The following is a 20,099-nucleotide window of genomic DNA, read 5'->3' as shown; positions in this document are numbered from 1 at the left end:
GTGTTATCCTATAGGTGTATACTGTGTTTACATTACTCAGGAGGTACGTATGATCCCTATTGTTATCATATCCGGATTTCTAGGGTCTGGAAAAACAACATTTTTACAACACATACTAAAAGAACATAAATCTACAGATAAAATTTTAATTATAGAAAATGATTTTGGTGAAACCAGCCTCGATGCAGCCAATCTTGCAAAAACAGGGGCTACCATTCGTGAAGTTACATCTGGCTGTATTTGCTGTAGCTTGCAAGGAAACTTCCAACAAGCACTACTTGATATTCTTCAAAATTATGATGTAGATACCATCTATATCGAACCATCTGGTGTCAGCAAATTAAGCGAAATCATCCATACATGCGAGGATGAAGAGATTGCAAAATCCGCCTATGTTCATGCATCGGTAACCACCGTAGATGCCATGCAAGCACCTATGTTTATCAAAAACTTTGGCCTCTTCTTTAAAGATCAAATCACAAATAGTGATGCCATCTTCTTAAGTCATACCGAAGATATCCAACAAACAAGCATTACAAAACGTATGATTCACGAGTTAGCACCAAATACTCCAATTCACGAAGAAGCATGGAGCACCATTGCGTTACGAGACTATATCAAACGTCTCTATCATTGTCATGATGACCACTCTCTACATGACGAACATCTATTTATGAGCCATACCTTTAAAGACTTGCGTACACTTACTATATTACAGTGGAAAACGATCTTAGAAGGTATGCCAGACGCTGTGCTCCGTGCTAAAGGTATTGTACCTACCACCGAAGGTCCCCATGAATTACAATATGGTACGCATTACTGCTCCCTAGCACCTAGCGAATCCACTGACTACAGCTTAGTCGTTATTGGTACTGATTTTAATGTGCCAATGGTACATAACGAAGTGTGTCAATCATGATACCTGTTTATATCGTTACCGGATTTATCGGTTCTGGTAAAAGTACATTCATAAATGAACAATTACAATACCGTAAAAAGCTTGGTGGCACAGCATGTATCAGTGCCGAACAAGGCTCTGTATCACTTATTAAAGATGCTTTACAACTTAGCCCTGATAAACTCAGTGCAATCACGCCTAATCAACCTGACACCTATAGTTCTATAGCAGACGAAATCGCAACCTATATCAATAAAACAAATCCCAAAGAAATATGGATTGAATGGAATGGTATGGTCAGCTTTCATCAACTAGAATCCTTGCTATACAGTGATAAGCTGCGTCATATGTTACAAATCGAAAAGGTATTATATATTTGTACGGATCAATTTGTCGCATCGATGTTACCTGGTTTAGGTAATGACGTAACAAGCCAATTATACAGTGCAGATTGCATCATCACAGAGACCGATACACATCATGCCTTATTACGGACCTATAATAGAGAGGCCAAGATTGTAACGGCGCCAACGCCAGAAAAGGTAGAGCAATTATGCCGCAATTCTACGTGGGGCCTCATACCAAATCTATTAGTTATCGGTATTACCGCCTACATACTTTTAGTTACCGCGTTCCGTCATGACATTCCTTACTCCATTCATCAATGCTTCGCCATCATTACAGGGCTCATTGTCGAAGCGATTCCATTCCTTTTATTAGGAACTATTGGCTCAACCGTTATACGCTATTTTGTACCACAGAGCATACTACTAAAACTATTAGGCGATTATTCTTGGAAAAGCTATGGTGCCGCCATGGTTAGTGGCCTAGCCTTACCTGTATGTGACTGTGCTATTATTCCATTATTCAAAGCACTCACAGATAGAGGCGTACCATTATCAGTGGCCCTCCTATTTATGCTCGCCAGCCCAATCATCAATCCTATTACAATTCTCTCCACTTGGTATGCCTTTCCAGATGATCCCATGATTTCTGTATGGCGTATCGTCCTTGGGCTTGGCGTAGCTTTATTGGTATCATTATCATTCCGCTTCTACCCACCTTCAAAAGCACTAACGAAAGCTAGAAATACTCAGAATCTCAGCTATGAAGAGATTTTAATAGAGTCATCTAAGAGTAAATACATCAACAAAAAAAGATTGTTAATTCATATGGAAAAAGAGTTCTCCCAGCTCTTATTCTATTTTTCCATGGCTGCCGGTGTTTTATCAGTAGTCCAAGTATATGGAAAACCTTGGCTCATCAATGCGGGTATCACATTACCTATCGTGTGGGCTATTCCAATCTTGCTAATATTAGCTTTCTTCTTCTCAATCTGTTCTACATCAGATGCTATTATAGGCAAATCCTTGAGCACCCTATTCCCTATAAGCTCAGTTATGGGCTTCCTAATCTTAGGTCCAATGCTCGATATAAAAAATGTATATATTTTAAAACAATATATGCCAACTTCATTTATACTTCGTCTCGGTATAACCATTGTTGTCATATCTTATATAGCTGCCTTAGGTTTTCAATTCTTTGTAGGCTAATTTTTAGTCATTACCATTTCGGCTCTTAATGAATATAAAAGGAGATGATTCTATGAAATTAGGACTGAAAGATCGCTTTTCCATCGTGAAAGGCGCTCTCTATCTCATATTAGGTATCTGCTGTGTATACCTAATTCTGACGGGACGTTATTTGAACTATATTGCACCCCGATATGAACTACTGCTCGGCATCAGTAGCATAGCTCTCATAGTAGGTGGATTAGCAACTATCATTTGGGCTCCTTCCCGCTATTACAAGCACAATTGGCGTTCTATCGTGCCTATTATTATCCCCGTAGTTTTGCTCATTGTTCCCCCTGTCCTAGTTCCTAACACTGGTGTTCACGGCGCAGCACGGGTTAATGATGATACGAACAATTTTGACTTTACAAATGATGCTATAGGTGAGGTTATTACCGTTAATAGTGAAAGCAAAGAGCCTGGCATTTCTAAGGACAAAAAAGAAATCGTACTAAACTCCGATAACTTCTATCAAACCATCGTAAAGGTCGGCTCTAATGTAGACCAATACAAGGACTACACTGTATATATGACAGGCTATGTAAATCGTGATGATAATACGCTAAAATCTAATGAGTTTACCATCTCTCGTATGGCCATGTCTTGTTGCATCGCTGACGTAGCACCCATTGGCATGACAGCTCATAAAACAGATGGCGATAGTTTAGCTAATGAACAATGGGTTTCTATCGAAGGCAAAGTATCTACACGAGACTTCCACGGTCGTGCTCAACCATATGTAGAAGTAACCAAAATAAAAACAGCAGAACCTATTTTAGGTTATGTATATCCTTAAAGAAATATTATTAAATCAATAGTCTTAATAAATCTCAAACAGATATCATTAAACAGTCTTAAATAGATCTGTAAACAAATAAAACCGAGGCATAACGCCTCGGTTTTAATAAATATATAGTTTTAATAAATAATAGTATTATATAAAGACTATATTATCGATGTAATTCTTTAACAATTCGTTTGCCAAGAGATGCCGCAACGGCACAAAGGAAGATATCTGGACCTACTGGAATCAAGAAGCATGTAATAATAACGGCCTCTACTCCAATTGGTTTACCTAAATACAAGTTCATAATGAAGTATAGATAGATCATACCGAGGCCATATACGATAAATAGATTTAATATGGAACCTGCTAATAATCGTTTAAAGGAAAGTTTCTCCATAGATTCTGCAATACGACCTACTGCATAAGCACCTACCATAAAACCGATCAAATAGCCAAAGGTAGGTTGTAAAATGTAACCAGGACCACCACCAGATGTAAAAATTGGTACCCCAATTAATCCTAAAACAATATAAATGCCAACGCTAGCAGCCCCCAGTCGACTGCCTAATACAATGCCTGCGAGGGTAGTAAATAAGATTTGTAATGTAAATGGACAATTTGGTAATGGTACCCGTATAAAAGCACCTACGGCAATCAATGCCACAAAGAGTGCTGTCATCGTTAACTGACGGGTAGTGATGCGACCTTGTTTCGACACGGTAGAACTCATGGTATACCTCCATTAATAACACATCAACAAACTACTAACTATCTAAATTAAATCACTTGTATTTTTAATTGTCAACTATATGCATTGACTTTTAGTTAACTATGTAGTCTAATACTATATATACGGCAATTTCAAGTATTTTGTTTTTTTTGACTATACATTATAGTTATTATCAATCATTCATAATAACTAAAAGATATACTCATCTTCATACAAAAAACTTTGAATTTCATTTTGTATTCATGTAACAACATTAAATTATACGTAAGTAGATTGAGTAAAATCTACTTTCACAAAACAGTATATAAAAGTACCTTATATTAGGAGGCATTCATTATGAAAAATGTTAAAAAAGTATCAAAGGTATTATGTGCATTTGGCGTTAGTACAGTATTATTAGCAGGTGTAGTTGGTGCAGCCAGCAACCATGCTTACAACAACAATAGCAACTGGAAAGGCGTTGGTAGCGTAGCTCCATCCGCTCAAGCTAACTATTCTGTTGATTACATGGGCGCTGTTACAGTATTCCAACAAAACTTCCCTGGCGCTACTGTAAAATCCATTTCTTACGATGCTAAACATAACCCTTACTATGAAGTAAAAGGTTACTACAACAATCGTGAAGTAGAACTTAAAGTAGACGAAGCAACTGGTCAAATTGTTGGCAAAGAAGTAAAAGGCTATGCCAAAGCTAACAAAACTATTAATGTTCAAAACATCATCATCCCTGAAGTAGCTGAAACAAAAGCTCTTGAAAAAGTTGGTTCCGACTTCCAAACTATGGAATGGTCTGTTGAACGCGAAAACGGTAAAGTTGTATACGAATTCGATATGACAACTGGTGGCGACAAAAAAGCGGAAGTAAAAGTTGATGCTACATCCGGTAAAGTATTGAGCTCCAAAGTAAAAACTACAAAATACTAAGAAGCTCTTTTCATCTAGTGAACCCCTATCCTAACCCACTAAGATGACATACTACACATATAACACACATACTATACACACAGTATCCCAATGGATACACTCTCTAACACACAAACTAACACACAAACTTAGAGAGCCCTATAACTCACAAAGGGCTCTCCCAAAACCCTATCTCACACAATAGGTAAAGGGTCTGTGCTCACACACCACAGGCCAAACGTTACACACACTATACTCCCTTTAAAAGACCTTGGATCGTTGAATCCAAGGTCTTTTTTTTGTGCACCACAACACAAAAAGACCTCCCTTTTTGGGGAGGTCTCTTGTATAAGTTTTATAGGTCTGATAGTTTGTGTTCTATTTCTTAAGTGAGGTCATACTTAAGAATGTAATTTATGTTCTGAAAGTTTGATCTATAGTATTTCCATAGTGGAAGTACGACAATTACGCTTTATCCAAAGCTTGAGCCAAGTCTTCGATAATATCGTCGATATTTTCAAGGCCAATGGATACACGGATCATATCTGGTGTTACTCCAGCAGATTTTTGTTGTTCTTCGTTAAGTTGTGCATGTGTTGTAGATGCAGGATGAATAACAAGAGATTTAGCATCTGCTACGTTAGCAAGGTTGGAGAAGATTTCCAAAGAGTCAACAAGTTTAATACCTGCTTCTTTACCACCTTTTACGCCGAATGTGAATACAGCACCAACACCTTTAGGGAAGTATTTATCTGCTAAAGCTTTGTATTTGCTGTCTTCTAATTCTGGGTAGCTTACCCATGCTACTTTAGGGTGTTTGCTCAAGAAATCTACTACTTTACGAGCATTTTCTACGTGACGTTCTACGCGCAAGGACAATGTTTCAACGCCTTGCAAGATTTGCCATGCTGCAAGTGGAGTAATGCATGCGCCAGTATCACGAAGCAATTGAGCACGAATTTTTACAGTGAATGGGATTGGCAAATCACCATATACTAAGCCATTGTAGTGTTCGTCACCTTCGGAGAAACCAGGGTATTTACCAGAACCTTTATAGTCGAATTTACCAGATTCTACTACTACGCCAGCCAATGTTGTACCGTGACCACCAAGGTATTTAGTAGCAGAGTGTACAACTACGTCAGCACCATGTTCTAATGGACGGAACAAGTATGGAGATGCAAATGTGTTATCTACGATCAAGATGATATTGTGTTTATGTGCAATATCAGCTACTGCTTGTACGTCGATAAGGTTAATACCAGGGTTACCGATGGATTCGATGTAAACAGCTTTAGTATTTTCATCGATAGCCGCTTCAAATTCTTCCAAATTATCAGGGTTTACGAATTTAGTTTCGATTCCTAAACGTGGCAATGTTGCTGTAAACAAGTTATAAGTACCACCGTATAATGTGGATGCAGCAACGATGTTATCGCCAGCGCTTGCCACGTTCAAGATGGAGTATGTAATCGCTGCGGAACCAGATGCTACAGCGATACCACCTGCACCACCTTCAAGTTGTGCAACACGAGCATCCAATACATCTGTAGTAGGATTGCCAAGGCGGGAGTAAATACCACCAGGATTAGTTAATGCAAAACGACCTGCTGCTTCTTCAGCATCTTTAAATACGAAAGATGTAGTTTGGTAAATAGGTACTGCACGAGAACCTGTTGGATCTACTGTGTGACCCGCATGTAATTGTAATGTTTCAAATCTGTATTGTTTGCTCATTATAACAACTCCTTTATATTAACTGTGAATTGAGTTCGTTCTTTATACCTAGTATACTACTATGTTTTAAAAATTATGTCTACTATTAATTTATACAGTTAGCCATAACTTGAAGCTATAGCAAGCATGTATTTACTCATAAAACAACAATCCGAAAGATGCCAATTACAGCTATATGCAGTTTCTACACATAAACAAGCCCCTAATCACTTTTCTAAAACTATCTCACAATAGGAGACCGTTAAAAGTAATTAGGGGTATTTCTACTAATCATAATTTAGATATAAGCACCTAAATTTTTATCGCGTTCAAATTTCATTTTTTGGATTTGTTCAATGATGTACGGTGTCTCTTGGTATACATAGTAGTTTAACCAGTTTGTAAACAACAATGTACTTACAGAACGCCAACGTACAACAGGGCGTTGTTTTGGATCATCATCAGGGAAGTAATTTTCAGGAACCGCAATGTCCAAGCCTTTTTTAATATCTCGTACGTATTCACGGTTGAGTGTATCCCAATCGTATTCAGCATGGCCAAATACAAAGATGTGTTTATTATCTAAGCTACGAACGATAGCTGCACCGGTTGGTTCAGACCCTGCTAACAATTCTAGATTACGGTTTTCCTTAATTTGTTCCAAAGAAACTGTCGTATGACGGGAGTGCGGCATCCAGAATTTTTCATCAAAGCCACGCAAGAGCACTGGGCGATCGTTATAAATATCGTGTTCGTATACACCAAATAGCTTTTCATCCATAACGGATTTATTAATGCCGAAATGATGATACAAACCCGCCTGTGCACCCCAACAAATATAGAACGTAGAGTATACATGCTCTTCGCCCCAATTCATAATTTCTACTAACTCATCCCAGTAATCGACTTCTTCAAAAGGCATTAATTCTACAGGAGCGCCTGTAATGATCATGCCATCAAAGAACTCATCTTTCACCTCATCGAAGGTGCGGTAGAAGGTATCTAAATATTGCTCATCCGTATTTTTAGCCTTACGAGATGCAGTATGTAAAAGAGTTAAATTGACTTGTAACGGACTATTGCTAAGAGCTCGCAAGATTTGAGTTTCTGTAACTTCTTTAGTAGGCATCAAATTGACTAGCAATATTTGCAAAGGTCGGATTTGTTGTGTCTCCGCCCGTTCTGTATCCATAACGAAAATGTTCTCTTGAGCTAATTTCGTAATGGCCGGTAAATTTTTTATTACTTTAATAGGCATACTATCACCTCTACACACTAAACAATTTGATAACCTAATCTAAACATTCTAACCAATATTATTAAAAGCCTCTAGCCTCGTAGGCACGACGCCAAGCTTCAAGGCCTTCTTCTAATGTTTTACGAGGACATGCTACATTGATGCGTTCAAAGTCTTCCCCATCGACACCGAACATGGAACCAGTATCAAGCCACAACTTAGCTTCATTGATAATCCATTCATCGCGTTCCTTAGGGCTCAATGGCAACTTAGAGCAATCTAGCCACATGAGATATGTCCCTTCCGGACGATATACGTGAATTTTTGGCATATATTTTGCCACATAATCAATAGTGAATTGAATATTGTCTTGAATGTACTCTTTCAACTCGTCGAGCCAAGGTGCACCTACTTTATAGGCCCCTTCACAGCCAACAATACCCATTGTATTTAATTGGCTATAACCAGCGCGGTCGATTTCTTTGATAAAACGACGACGTAAGGAATCATTAGGAATGAAAATATTACTTACTTGTAAGCCAGCAATGTTGAAGGTCTTACTAGGTGCTGTACATACGATGCAGTGTTCTGCATAGCTTTCACCAAGATCAGCAAAGACCTTGTGCGTATGACCTTTCCAAACAAAGTCAGCATGAATTTCGTCGCTCACGATGAGTACGTTATGTTTAATACAAATGTCGCCAAGACGTTTCAACTCGTCCTCAGTCCACACGCGGCCTACAGGATTATGCGGATTGCACAAGAGGAATAATGTTACATTTTCCTCCACGATAGCACGTTCTATACCCTCAAAATCGATGGTATATTTTTCTTCCCCTTTGATTAATGGCACATTGATAAGGCGACGGTCATTGTCATCGATAACCATGCTAAATGGATAGTATACCGGTTGATTGATAAGTACGCCTTCCCCTTCATTGGTGAAAGCACGAACCGCCATAGCCAAGGCAAAGACGATACCAGGTGTTTTAACGAGCCATTTTTGTTCTGGCGTCCAGTTAAAGCGCGTAGTGAACCAGTTTTGTAATACTTCAAAGTATTCATCATCGGATTCGGTATAACCAAATACACCATGGTTCACGCGATCCAATAAGATTTGCTTTAACTCAGGTGGTACCTCAAAGTCCATGTCTGCCACCCAGAATGGCAACACATCCACTGGTTTACCACGCTTCACAGCAAAATCGTATTTCAAAGATTTTGTGTGAGTTCTATCTAAAATTTGATCAAAATTATATTGTCCCATAGGAACTCCTTTATTTATTGAAAGCTTGTTCCAAGTCTGCAATCAAGTCTTCTGTATCTTCAATACCTACAGATAAGCGCAATAAGCGACGTGTAATACCTTTACGCTCTGCATCTTCCGGTTTTAAGTCCGGATGAGTTTGCGTTACAGGGTATGTCAACAAGGACTCAGTACCACCAAGACTTTCAGCAAATTGGATAAGCTTAATACCTTCTAAGATTTGTTTAGCTGTTTCTTCGCTATCTACTTCGAAAGACAACATACCGCCAAAGCCTGTAGTTTGGGCTTTATTGATTTCATAGCCTGGATGTTCAGGAAGGCCTGGGAACAATACTTTAGTAACCTTAGGTTGTTTTTTGAGCCAATCAGCAAGAGCAATGGCATTCTTTTGGTGTTGTTCCATGCGAAGTGCCAATGTTTTTACACCGCGGATAACGAGCCAGCTATCCATAGCAGATAAGCAAGCACCTACCGTTTTATAAGTTAATCGCAACTTCGCAGCCAATTCATCATCATTTACAATGGTGAAACCAGAAATAACGTCATGATGACCACCGATGAATTTAGTACCACTATGAACGACAATATCGGCACCTAAGTTCAATGGTTTTTGGAAATAAGGGCTCAAGAATGTATTGTCGATAATGACTAGTGCATTGCGGTCATGAGCTAAGGCACACAAAGTATGAATATCCGTAATCTCCATCATCGGATTTGTTGGAGTTTCAATATAAACAGCCTTTGTATTTGGTTTGAAAGCTGCTTTCACCGCATCAAGATCAGATGTACCAACATATGTGAACTCAATGCCATTTTGTTCGTAAATATTTGTGAACATGCGGATAGAGCCACCGTACAAATCATCACCTAAAATGATGTGATCTCCAGGGGAGAATAGATGGAATACAGCGTCCACTGCGGCCATACCGGAAGAGAATGCCAATGCATCCTTACCATCTTCAAGACCTGCAATCAATTGTTCCAAACGATCCCGTGTTGGATTAGACTCACGTGTATATTGATATCCTGTTGTATCACCCAACTTTGGATGGGAAAATGTACTAGACATATAAATTGCAGGGGAAATTGCACCAGTGCTATCTGGTCTCCCGCTGCCATGAACGCATTTTGTATTAAATTTCATTCCAATCAACTCCTCATATTTGTATACAATATGTTAATTATAAAAGTAGACAATGACTAAGGTCAACAAAAATGGGCACTCATACTGCCTGAGTGCCCCCAAAAAGTCATATCTATTTTGAATGGGTTGTCATAACTCTAAGTTAAGTTAGACTAAATTTTAGTACGTTTTATAATAAGTAGAGCCAAAATAATGCCTAAAGACGATGTTACCAATTGAGGCCAACTAGATACGAACAACATGGTGTTTACAATCTTCGGTGGGAATTGGAACAGTGAAAAGAACAAAGAATATCCTCCAAAGAGAACACCTGCTTTTACTAAAGCCGCCACTATGATAAGCAATACCTTAGGTTTATGTTGTAACCAGTGTGCTACAAATACATAGGCAGTCGTGCCAAGAGCCGTAATCAAAATAAACGGCGGCAATGGCAACATACCTTGTAAATGTGCCACCACCGGTGCAATCCAAGCAATAACAAGACCATTCCTCCAACCATAGCGCCATGTGGCGAGTACAAAGGTTGCAGACGTAATGGAACCGATGAGGAACATGCTCACCTGATTAGGAATAAATGGGAAAATGAGGCGCAAGCTTTGCGCCAATAAGGCTACAGCCAACAATAGGCCTGTGCCCGTAATAGATTTGGTAGACATAAGAACCTCCTACTATACAATATAGATTTTTAAGAGGTACTTACCTCATATAGTAAAACTAAGCCTCTACAAAATATAGACGTGCCCGATCATATACCCAATTATAAACATAAGTATAACCTAAGATAACCAATGTCATCGTTATATCTGTCACAAAAGCCATCCAAAAACTCATATGCATCATGTACATAATAATCGGTACAGTAGCGAACATAAATAGACCTTCAAACAATACCGCATGAATAGTACGGATTACAGGCCCCCGCTCTAATCGATCACCTGGTACTAGTTTATCAAAAATCCAGTTAAACACAAAATTCCAAACCATAGCTAATATGGAAAAAATAACCATTAATAACAAAGGCTGTCCCTCATGCGGAACAAACTGCATCACGATCCAACCGATTAAAATGCAACCGATTTCATATAAAACTGACTGCACCACACGCTCAGAAGTAGACATAATAATAAAAACCTCCATCAGAAAACCTAGGTAAGAAATTTACTATCACATCACTATTATATTTATTTTTTTAGATTTGTCGAGTTTTGTGGAGTATTGCCATTTTATGATAGAAAAAGCCGCCATATGTCTATCCAGCGACTTGCAGCGAATGGAGCGCAGAGAGACATATGGCGGCGGAAAACTATCCTAAAAGTGGCATTACGAACTGAATCCATGGAATCCCCACCACGATAAAGATCGCGAGGTAGATAATTCCAAAGATAGCACCCAATTTCCAGAATTCAGGGCCTTTATTATAGCCACTAGCAAACCAGATTGGGCTGTGACCAGTACCATACGGTGTGAGGATACCCATAATCCCCATTGGTACTAAAAGAATCAACATAACTTGAGCTGGGTCAACGCCAGGAATTTGAAGAATTAGAGTAGCAAATAAGCCTACCATAGCCGTTACATAAGCAGTACCAGATGCAAAGAAGTAACGAAGCAAGCAGAATGCTAATAATAAACCAAGAACTGCCATAGTTGGATCTAGAGAAACTAAAGAACCACCTGCAGATTTAGCAAGCCAGTCCAAGAAACCCACATTTTTAAGGCCAGAAGCCATAGGTACGAGTGTAGCGAACCAAGTCAAAACATTCCATGCTGGTTTATTAGCAAGGAAGTCTTGCCATGTCATAATCTTAGTGAAAATCATCAAGATAATAACAATTAAAGCTGTTGTAGTTGGGTTCACTTTAAATGTAGAAGCACCAATCCACAATACAAGGGCCAACACGGAAATCAAGGCCATGAAGATTTCACTGCGTGTCATGGATCCTAATTTCTTGTACTCATCCTTTGCCCACGCTGCAATTTCAGGGGAACCTTTCACCTCTGGCTTGCAGAATACATAGGTCAACAATGGAGTGATGATGAACAAAATAAGACCTACTGGCAAGAATGCGAGGAACCATGTGCCCCAGTTTGCCGCCACAATACCAGATTTAGCAGACAATTCAAGAGCCAATGGATTTGGCGCTGCGCCAGTCAAGAAGATGGAGCTAGATACACATGTAGTTGCCAACGCTACCCAGTTTAAATAGGAACCGATTTTACGAGGATTCTTGTCTGGATAGGAATCAAACATTGGACAAATACTAGATACGATTGGGTAAATCGTACCACCAGAACGAGCCGCATTACTTGGGATGAACGGTGCCAATACAAGGTCCGTAATAGCAATAGCATAACCAAGACCTAAAGAGGACTTGCCAAGCTTTGCTACGAGGAACAAGGCAATACGGCGGCCAAGGCCAGAGTTTTCATAACCGATACCAATCATGAAGGCTGCGAAGATCAACCACACGATGGCATTAGAGAAACCGCTGAGGCCCCAACTGATAGCTTGTGCATCAGTAATTGCCTTTGCTACACCAGTTGCTTTATCTACAACAGGGGCAGGACCAACTTTGAATAACATAGACACGGTAACAGCAATGATACCGATGAAAGCTGGTGGGATTGGCTCTAAAATCAACCCTACCACGAGGCCAGCGAAAATACTTACGTAAATCCAAGAATTTGCGCTAAGACCTTCAGGAGCACCGATGAGCCATACGAGAATAGCTACCACGAGCGGTGCGAATAATTTCCAATTCAACTTCATTAGAAACTCTCCTTACTACTTCAAAACAAAAATTGCAAAAAAAATGCTTATTTAGTATATCAAAAATTTTAATAAGATGATATAAACTCAATCATAATACTTATTAATTGATAATAAACTTTTAGTAATAAAATTATCCTACTAGATAATTTTAATTTTATACAATATAATATATGTCTAAAATTGTTAATTCAGCTAATTTCACTAAAAGGATTCAAATGAAACCATTCATACACTATATAAAACCTTTATGGTTTCCTGCTGTCATAGTATCGCTTCTTTCCTTACTCACTGTGGCAGGCACATTATATATACCAACATTGACCGCCACCATCATTAATGATGGCGTCCTCAAAGGTGACCTAGAGATGATTACCAGCTCTAGCATGAACATGCTCGTTGTGGCATTACTAACCGTCCTATCCGCAATTCTAGGCGTTGCTATGAGCGCTCATATTTCAGCATCTGTAGGCAAGGTATTGCGTGACGATCTAGTGAAAGCACTACAATACTTTTCACTCCGGGACTTTACTCACTTTGGTACGGGCACCATATTGATGCGCACAAGTCGGGACGTAGAGAAAATTCAATCCGTTTTGGGAGAAGGGTTAAATATGATTCTCCCTATGCCGCTTATGATATGTGTTGGCCTGGGCCTTACCTTCTACAAAAGTTGGCAATTAGGCCTCGTCATCCTCGCCGTTATGGCCTGTATGATACTTACTATTATCTTTATTGAAAGCCGCGCCTTACCACTTATCAAGGCTATGCAATTAAAGCTAGATGATATCACCGATATGGTTCGAGATCACATCGTAGGTATGCCGGTTATTAGAGCTTTCAACAGAAGAACCTACGAAAACGACAAGGAAATTGCTATTTTTACAGAGTCCGCCCAACTGAACAAAAAATTGCGCCAAACCTTTGCCATCGGTTTACCAACGATACTCATTCTATTTAATATGAGTACCGTTGCTATTCTCTGGCTCGGCGGCTACAACGTCAGCATGGGCTCCCTACAAGTTGGTGATATCATGGCCGTTATCGAGTATGCGAACCTCATCCTATTGAGCATGCTCATGGCCATATTCGTAATCATCGACATCCCGGAAGCAATCGTGTGTTACACTCGTATTCGGGAATTATTAGAACACGAAAATACCGATACATTCCCTGAACCATATACTAGTAGTATTACAAATTCAGTGTCTCAATCGACTAAGCATTCTGATGATACACCTCTTTTGGAATTCCGCAACGTTACGTTCCGTTACGACAATGCCGAGTCCCCTGCCCTTGAAAATATCTCCTTTAAGGTACATCATGGCGAAACCTTAGCGATTATGGGGGATATCGGATCTGGTAAAAGTACAATCACCAATCTTATCCCTCGCCTCTTCGCTATTGAATCTGGCGATATTTTCTTTAAAGGTAAGTCCATCTACGAGTGGAATGTAGATGATTTGCGCACTCATATTGGCTATGTACCACAAAAGGCTTATTTATTTACCGGAACGATCGATATGAACGTTCGATATGGAGCCGCATCAAGCCAAGCACTGTCGGCAGAAGATGTAGAAAATGCATGCCGCTTGTCTAAGGCAGATGAGTTTATCCATCGTCTCGACGGCGGTTACCAATATATGGTTTCCCAAGGTGGTACCAATCTATCTGGTGGTCAACGGCAGCGCCTTGCCATGGCTAGAGCTTTAGTGCGTAAACCTGATTTATTCATATTCGACGATAGCTTTTCCGCTCTCGACGGCACTACAGAGCGTGCTGTTCGTACAGCACTACATGAGGAATTACAAAAGGATAGTCGACCTGCCCTCATTTCTGTGGAGCAAAAGGTAAGCGTCGCAAAAAAAGCAGACCATATTCTAATCATTAACAGAGGTCAAGTGGCAGGATATGGCACACATGATGAGCTAGCAACTACCTCTACTGTATATCAACAGATTTTAGCATCTCAGGAGGTGACAGCATGAGCCCATTACGTCGTTTCCTAGTCGAATCTAAAAGCCAATGGGGCTGGCTAGCGCTCCTCATCTTAGCGCTCATTACTGCGGCTATGTTTGAAGTCTCCGCCCCCATCTTACTCGGTAAAATTGTAGATGCAATCGTCAGCGGTTTAAACGCTGAACAAGACATTTATACGATTATAGCCTCTGTAGATACCATTATTCTTTGGCTCATTGCCATCTATAGCGGTCATGCATTATTTACCTACTTTGGCGAATATATGATGGCATCTATCGGTTCAAAAACAGTCTTAGCCTTACGTACGCGTATGAGTACTCATTTATACTCATTACCAATTGAATACTTTCACGATCACCAGCGAGGCGATTTACTAAGCCGTCTCACCTCTGATTTAGATACTGTGGCAGAAACTATTGGTGAAGGCGTACCCGGCCTCGTGTCCGCCATTATCGGCATTATTGGTGCTACTGCTATGATGCTTTGGATTAGCCCTATTCTAGGAGCATCTATCATCGTCATTATACTAATTGGCATCGTATGCTTAACGTGGCTATCTAAACGAGCACGCCGCGTGTATCTTAGAAACCAAAGCGCTTTAGGTGCTTTCAATAGCGGTATTGAAGAAATCGTTGTAGGAAAACCAATTATTCAAACCTTTGGTCTCGAGGAAACTACGACAAACCAAGTGCAAGCACTGAACGAGAATCTGTTCAAAAGCATGCGAAGCGCTGCTTTTACCAGTCAGCTCGTAGAACCTCTTGTAAAATTTCTAAATCAATTCACCTATTGCCTCGTCGCTATTCAAGGGGGCCTCATGGTGTTGCGTGGTGCTATTTCTATCGGTGATATCCAAGCATTCTTCCTCTATGTTGGGCAAGTATCCGATCCACTCTCTCGCAGTTCTTACATTATGACAAAATTTCAAGAAACTGCCGCCGCTTTAGGCCGTATTTATGAGGTCATAGATACACCGTCTGAAATTGATAATGGAAAACTTGTTTTATCTAATAGTAAATCTGATACCAACATAGATACTATTTCAAACACTATTGTGTCGGATTCATCTATACTAACTAATACATCGAGTCGTATAACGCACACAGGCACAATCGACTTTGAACATGTTGATTTTGGCTATAGCCCATCCAATGTGTTCATGAAAGATATCAATATTCATATTCCTGGTGGCTCCATGGTAGCCATTGTAGGCCCTACAGGAGCCGGCAAATCAACCTTGGTGAACCTCATCATGCGCTTCTATGATATTATGAATGGCCGCATCACCATCGATGGTGTGGACATTCGTGATGTATCTCGTGAAAGCTTACATAATACGGTAGGCATGGTGTTACAAGATGCATGGATTTTCACAGGCACTATTGCTGATAATATTGCCTATGGCAAACCAAATGCAACACGTGAAGAAATTGAATATGTTGCAAGGCTCGCCATGGCGGATCACTTTATCCGTACCTTGCCAGATGGTTATGATACAGTACTCAAACAAGGTGGTGATGACCTATCCCAAGGTCAACGCCAATTGATTACCATCGCTCGTGCCTTCTTGGCAGACCCTAGTATACTCATCCTAGACGAAGCGACGGCTAATGTCGACACTCGCACTGAGGTAGAGGTTCAAAAAGCCATGAACACCCTCCTTAAAGGGCGTACCAGCATCGTCATTGCCCATCGCCTATCCACAATAAAAAATGCCGATTTCCTACTAGTAGTAGAAAACGGCACCATTGTTGAACAAGGAACACACCACGAACTGATTGAACGCGGTGGTCACTATAAAACACTCTATGAAAACTATGCGGCGGGAATGAGTATATAAAATTCATATGTAACGCTATATCGTTATCGGCTAATGTAAAAATCTTATCATGCAATCATTCAAGGCTTTCAATTTGTTGTAGCGTATGTTCCATATTAGCATGATGGATATATTAGTACTAAAATAAAGATACTTTATTACGATGATCCACATCAAGCATTGTTTTTTCATCTTGAATTTCAACTTTAAATAATTGGGGATTTGAACACATATAAATCATATGTTAAACTATGCCATACGGATTGATAGTACTGATAATTATGTTGTTTTCGGAGCTTGTCTAGATCTTTTTCGTTTGGTATAGTATTAATAAATGAACGACTTAGTTTAATCCCCCCAAGCCATGGTGGCTGGTTTTTTGGATTATTACTAAGTCGTTCTTTGTTTATATATATTAAATCCCCACCCAATAACAGGGTTATAGGACAAAAAGAACCACTGATAAGCTGCAACTTATCAGTGGTTCTATTATTTGTGCATATGCATAGCACGTTTCTCTAGTAAAAGTATATCATGAACCTATCTAAAAGATAAGCAGAACATAAAGATACTTTATTACGATTCAGTATCTCCCTTTTTTATTCACCTTTTGGTACAAACCATAGGCCGTTGTTATTTTTTTCCATGTAGTCTTTAAATTCTTGTGAATGGTATGCTGCTACAATGTCTTTTGCCCATTGTGCATCTTTGTTTTTCTCATTAACTACGAGTTGTAATAACCATTGTGGTAATACGTCTTCATTTGCCAATGCAGATTTAGGATCGATTTTTGCATTATAGATAACCGCCCCAGTAATGACAATGTAATCGAAATCAGTACGTACAGAAGGAATTGTAAGGGATTTCATTTCTGTAAATTTAAGATGTTTAGGATTTTCAATAATATCTGCTTGTGTTACTGTCGCTAAATCTTTATTTGGATCAAGTTTAATCCAACCAATTTTTTGCAATAACGCATAAGCACGAGCCATGTTGGATGCATCATTAGGTACTGCAATAGTGTCACCATCTGCCACTTGATCTAGAGATGTTTTAGAACCACTAAAGATACCTGCTGGTACTGTTGGAATTGGAGTTAAGGCTACAAGATGACCATTTTGTTTTTCGTTGAAGTTTTTCATGTATGCTGTATGTTGTTCAACGTTGAAATCTACTTCACCATCGCTCAACACTTGGTCTGCTTGTACCAAGTCAGACATATCTACACCTTTAAAGGTATAGCCTTGTTTTTCCAAAATTGGTTTTACACCTTTTTCAAACAATTCAGAGTAAGGGCCTTGAGATTTACTATAGCTTAATTCTTTTTTAGCGCCATTATCACTACTGTTTGAACCGCAGCCTGCGATAAAAGCTACGCTAAATACTAATGCCACACCAAGGGCAAGAAGTTTTTTTAATTTCATGGTATATTCTCCTATACTTTCACCATCAAAACAACTAGAATCTATTTCATCAAATCAGGAACGACGTGCACGACGTGCAAAGTAGTTGCCTATTGTTTGAATAATTTGAACAAAAATAATTAAAATAACAACGGTAAATAACATCAATGGGAAGTTCAACCGTTCATAACCATAGGTAAGTGCCAAATCACCTACACCACCTGCACCAATGGCACCAGCCATAGCAGTAGCACCGATAAGACCTATGGTACCTGTTGTAATAGATAAAATAAGCGACCCCTTTGCCTCCGGTAAAAGGAAATGCCAAATCACTTCAAAATGAGAGGCTCCCATTGATTGTGCAGCCTCGATAATTCCTTTATTAACCTCTAAAATAGAGTTTTCAAAGAGTCTAGCTAGATAAGGGGCAATAAATATAACAAGCGGTACAATAGCTGCCGTTGTACCCACACGAGTCCCTACAATCATCTTTGTTAATGGTAAGATAAATACCATCAAAATGATAAATGGTACGGAACGCACAATATTAACAATTGTATTTGTAATGGTATAGACAATACTATTTTTAACGATACCATTAGGATTTGTTACTACCAGTGTAACTGCGATAATTAGACCTAACACAGTACCAATGAATAGAGATAGGAACACCATATATAATGTTTGTTCTGCAGCTAGCAATAACTGCGAACCGGGAACACCAAGTTCTTGCATAAAGAAATCCATTATAGTGTCACCTCCTGCCAGTCAATACCTTGTGTCACAAGATATTCTTTTACCTTGCCCACTTCAATATCATCACCAATAAACTGAACAATGAAAATGCCAAGCACTGTATGTTCTAACTCTGTTACCGTAGCAAATAATACGCTCGTTTCTAAATCAAAAGTTTTATTAATATGATATAAAACATTATCGGTCGTATTATTTCCTAAGAAATGCATCTTAAGAATGGTATATGGCCTTTTATCACAGGCCAAGGTATGTTTCACTGTTGATGGAATTTCATCAGGAATGACAGTTCTAACAAATCGTTTCGTTGTTTCATGCTTTGGTTTACTAAACACCTCAAGTACAGATCCACTCTCTATGAGTTTTCCATGTTCCATAACCACAACGCGATTGCAAATCTTTTGAATTACATCAATCTCATGAGTTACGATAACAACTGTTACCCCTAGTTCACGATTAACACGCTCTAATAATTGAAGAATAGACTCTGTCGTATCTGGATCAAGAGCACTTGTTGCTTCATCGCAAAGCAGAATTGATGGATCTGTAGCTAGCGCACGAGCAATACCTACACGCTGCTTTTGACCACCGGATAATTCTCCAGGATATGCATTTGCTTTATCACCTAAATCTACAAAGTCTAGCAAGGTTTTAACCTTATTATCAATCTCTGATTTAGGAACCTTATTTAGAATCAATGGAATCGCCACATTATCATACACAGATTTGGCATTCAATAAATTGAACTGTTGAAACACCATACCTATGCGCTTACGAACCTTTCTGAGTTCATTAAAACTTAAGCCATTTATATTCACACCATCTATTTCAACATGACCAGAGGTAGGTACCTCTAAGGCATTAATCATACGAAGCAGTGTAGATTTACCAGCTCCACTAAAGCCAATAATGCCAAATATATCGCCTTTTTCTATGGTAAAGTTTACATCAGATAATGCAGTAACCTTTTGCTTATTAACGTCAAACTCTTTCGTTACATTTCGTATAGCAATCACTGTACCACCTCTTTCCCTACAAATTAGTAGGAATTAATATTTTTCTAAAACATATCTTTAAGGTATGTTTTAATCGTATACTTAGATTACTACAATTTATAA

At 39.2% G+C, this 20,099-nt stretch carries 17 protein-coding genes; 6 read left to right on the top strand and 11 right to left on the bottom strand.

Features of this window, described 5'->3' with window-relative positions:
• Positions 1-49: 49 nt before the first annotated feature.
• The 3 genes from VCHSUH03_RS07955 to VCHSUH03_RS07945 are packed head-to-tail and all read left to right on the top strand — an operon-like array spanning position 50 to position 3,268.
• Positions 50-919 (top strand): CobW family GTP-binding protein, encoded by an 870-nt coding sequence (locus tag VCHSUH03_RS07955; RefSeq protein ID WP_105094652.1) that lies wholly within the window; start codon positions 50-52, stop codon positions 917-919.
• Positions 916-2,451 carry a permease gene (locus VCHSUH03_RS07950; protein ID WP_105094651.1) on the top strand — a complete coding sequence of 512 codons (1,536 nt, stop codon included), beginning with the start codon at positions 916-918 and terminating at the stop codon, positions 2,449-2,451. The genes VCHSUH03_RS07955 and VCHSUH03_RS07950 overlap by 4 nt, the downstream gene beginning before the upstream one ends.
• 52 nt (positions 2,452-2,503) lie before the next feature.
• Positions 2,504-3,268, top strand: a complete 765-nt coding sequence (locus VCHSUH03_RS07945; protein WP_105094650.1) for a TIGR03943 family putative permease subunit — start codon at positions 2,504-2,506, stop codon at positions 3,266-3,268.
• A 154-nt stretch (positions 3,269-3,422) separates the two neighbouring features.
• On the opposite strand, the gene VCHSUH03_RS07940 is transcribed toward VCHSUH03_RS07945, so the two are convergent.
• Positions 3,423-3,989 (bottom strand): biotin transporter BioY, encoded by a 567-nt coding sequence (locus VCHSUH03_RS07940; protein ID WP_105094649.1) that lies wholly within the window; start codon positions 3,987-3,989, stop codon positions 3,423-3,425.
• Positions 3,990-4,325: 336 nt separating this feature from the next.
• Between VCHSUH03_RS07940 and VCHSUH03_RS07935 the strand changes: the two genes are divergently transcribed.
• On the top strand, positions 4,326-4,913 hold the full coding sequence (locus VCHSUH03_RS07935; protein WP_105094648.1) for a PepSY domain-containing protein: 588 nt from the start codon (positions 4,326-4,328) through the stop codon (positions 4,911-4,913).
• A gap of 444 nt (positions 4,914-5,357) precedes the next feature.
• Here the strand turns inward: VCHSUH03_RS07935 and VCHSUH03_RS07930 are convergent, their stop codons facing one another.
• The 7 genes from VCHSUH03_RS07930 to VCHSUH03_RS07900 all read right to left on the bottom strand — a co-directional run bounded on the left by VCHSUH03_RS07930 (position 5,358) and on the right by VCHSUH03_RS07900 (position 13,026).
• Positions 5,358-6,629, bottom strand: coding sequence for an O-acetylhomoserine aminocarboxypropyltransferase/cysteine synthase family protein (locus VCHSUH03_RS07930; protein ID WP_105094647.1), 1,272 nt, complete (start codon positions 6,627-6,629; stop codon positions 5,358-5,360).
• Between the two features lie 277 nt (positions 6,630-6,906).
• Positions 6,907-7,866, bottom strand: coding sequence for a homoserine O-acetyltransferase MetA (gene metA, locus VCHSUH03_RS07925; protein ID WP_105094646.1), 960 nt, complete (start codon positions 7,864-7,866; stop codon positions 6,907-6,909).
• A 61-nt stretch (positions 7,867-7,927) separates the two neighbouring features.
• Positions 7,928-9,112, bottom strand: coding sequence for a MalY/PatB family protein (locus VCHSUH03_RS07920; RefSeq protein WP_105090115.1), 1,185 nt, complete (start codon positions 9,110-9,112; stop codon positions 7,928-7,930).
• Between the two features lie 10 nt (positions 9,113-9,122).
• Positions 9,123-10,256 (bottom strand): trans-sulfuration enzyme family protein, encoded by a 1,134-nt coding sequence (locus VCHSUH03_RS07915; RefSeq protein WP_105094645.1) that lies wholly within the window; start codon positions 10,254-10,256, stop codon positions 9,123-9,125.
• A gap of 152 nt (positions 10,257-10,408) precedes the next feature.
• The gene (locus VCHSUH03_RS07910) at positions 10,409-10,912 is read right to left on the bottom strand and encodes an ECF transporter S component (protein WP_105094644.1); all 504 of its coding nucleotides are present in this window, start codon (positions 10,910-10,912) and stop codon (positions 10,409-10,411) included.
• A 58-nt stretch (positions 10,913-10,970) separates the two neighbouring features.
• Positions 10,971-11,375, bottom strand: a complete 405-nt coding sequence (locus VCHSUH03_RS07905) for a PACE efflux transporter (protein ID WP_105094643.1) — start codon at positions 11,373-11,375, stop codon at positions 10,971-10,973.
• Positions 11,376-11,559: 184 nt separating this feature from the next.
• Positions 11,560-13,026 (bottom strand): DASS family sodium-coupled anion symporter, encoded by a 1,467-nt coding sequence (locus VCHSUH03_RS07900; RefSeq protein WP_105094642.1) that lies wholly within the window; start codon positions 13,024-13,026, stop codon positions 11,560-11,562.
• Positions 13,027-13,244: 218 nt separating this feature from the next.
• On the opposite strand from VCHSUH03_RS07900, the gene VCHSUH03_RS07895 reads away from it, so the two are divergent.
• Complete coding sequence (locus VCHSUH03_RS07895) at positions 13,245-15,014, top strand: ABC transporter ATP-binding protein (protein WP_105094641.1); 1,770 nt, start codon at positions 13,245-13,247, stop codon at positions 15,012-15,014.
• Positions 15,011-16,846 (top strand): ABC transporter ATP-binding protein, encoded by a 1,836-nt coding sequence (locus VCHSUH03_RS07890; protein WP_105094640.1) that lies wholly within the window; start codon positions 15,011-15,013, stop codon positions 16,844-16,846. Before VCHSUH03_RS07895 ends, VCHSUH03_RS07890 begins: the two co-directional genes overlap by 4 nt.
• A 578-nt stretch (positions 16,847-17,424) precedes the next feature.
• Here the strand turns inward: VCHSUH03_RS07890 and VCHSUH03_RS07885 are convergent.
• Genes VCHSUH03_RS07885 through VCHSUH03_RS07875 form a run of 3 tightly spaced genes read right to left on the bottom strand, consistent with a single transcriptional unit; the run spans position 17,425 to position 19,997 of the window.
• Complete coding sequence (locus tag VCHSUH03_RS07885) at positions 17,425-18,249, bottom strand: MetQ/NlpA family ABC transporter substrate-binding protein (protein ID WP_105094639.1); 825 nt, start codon at positions 18,247-18,249, stop codon at positions 17,425-17,427.
• 54 nt (positions 18,250-18,303) lie between these two features.
• Entirely contained in the window at positions 18,304-18,975 is a 672-nt protein-coding gene (locus tag VCHSUH03_RS07880) for a methionine ABC transporter permease (RefSeq protein ID WP_005381510.1), read from the bottom strand.
• Positions 18,975-19,997, bottom strand: a complete 1,023-nt coding sequence (locus tag VCHSUH03_RS07875) for a methionine ABC transporter ATP-binding protein (protein WP_105094638.1) — start codon at positions 19,995-19,997, stop codon at positions 18,975-18,977. The genes VCHSUH03_RS07880 and VCHSUH03_RS07875 overlap by 1 nt, the downstream gene beginning before the upstream one ends.
• Positions 19,998-20,099 lie beyond the last annotated feature (102 nt).

Origin of the sequence: Veillonella infantium (genome assembly GCF_002959895.1) — a bacterium.
Lineage (GTDB): Bacteria > Bacillota > Negativicutes > Veillonellales > Veillonellaceae > Veillonella > Veillonella infantium.
This window is presented reverse-complemented; position numbering and strand designations above follow the sequence as displayed.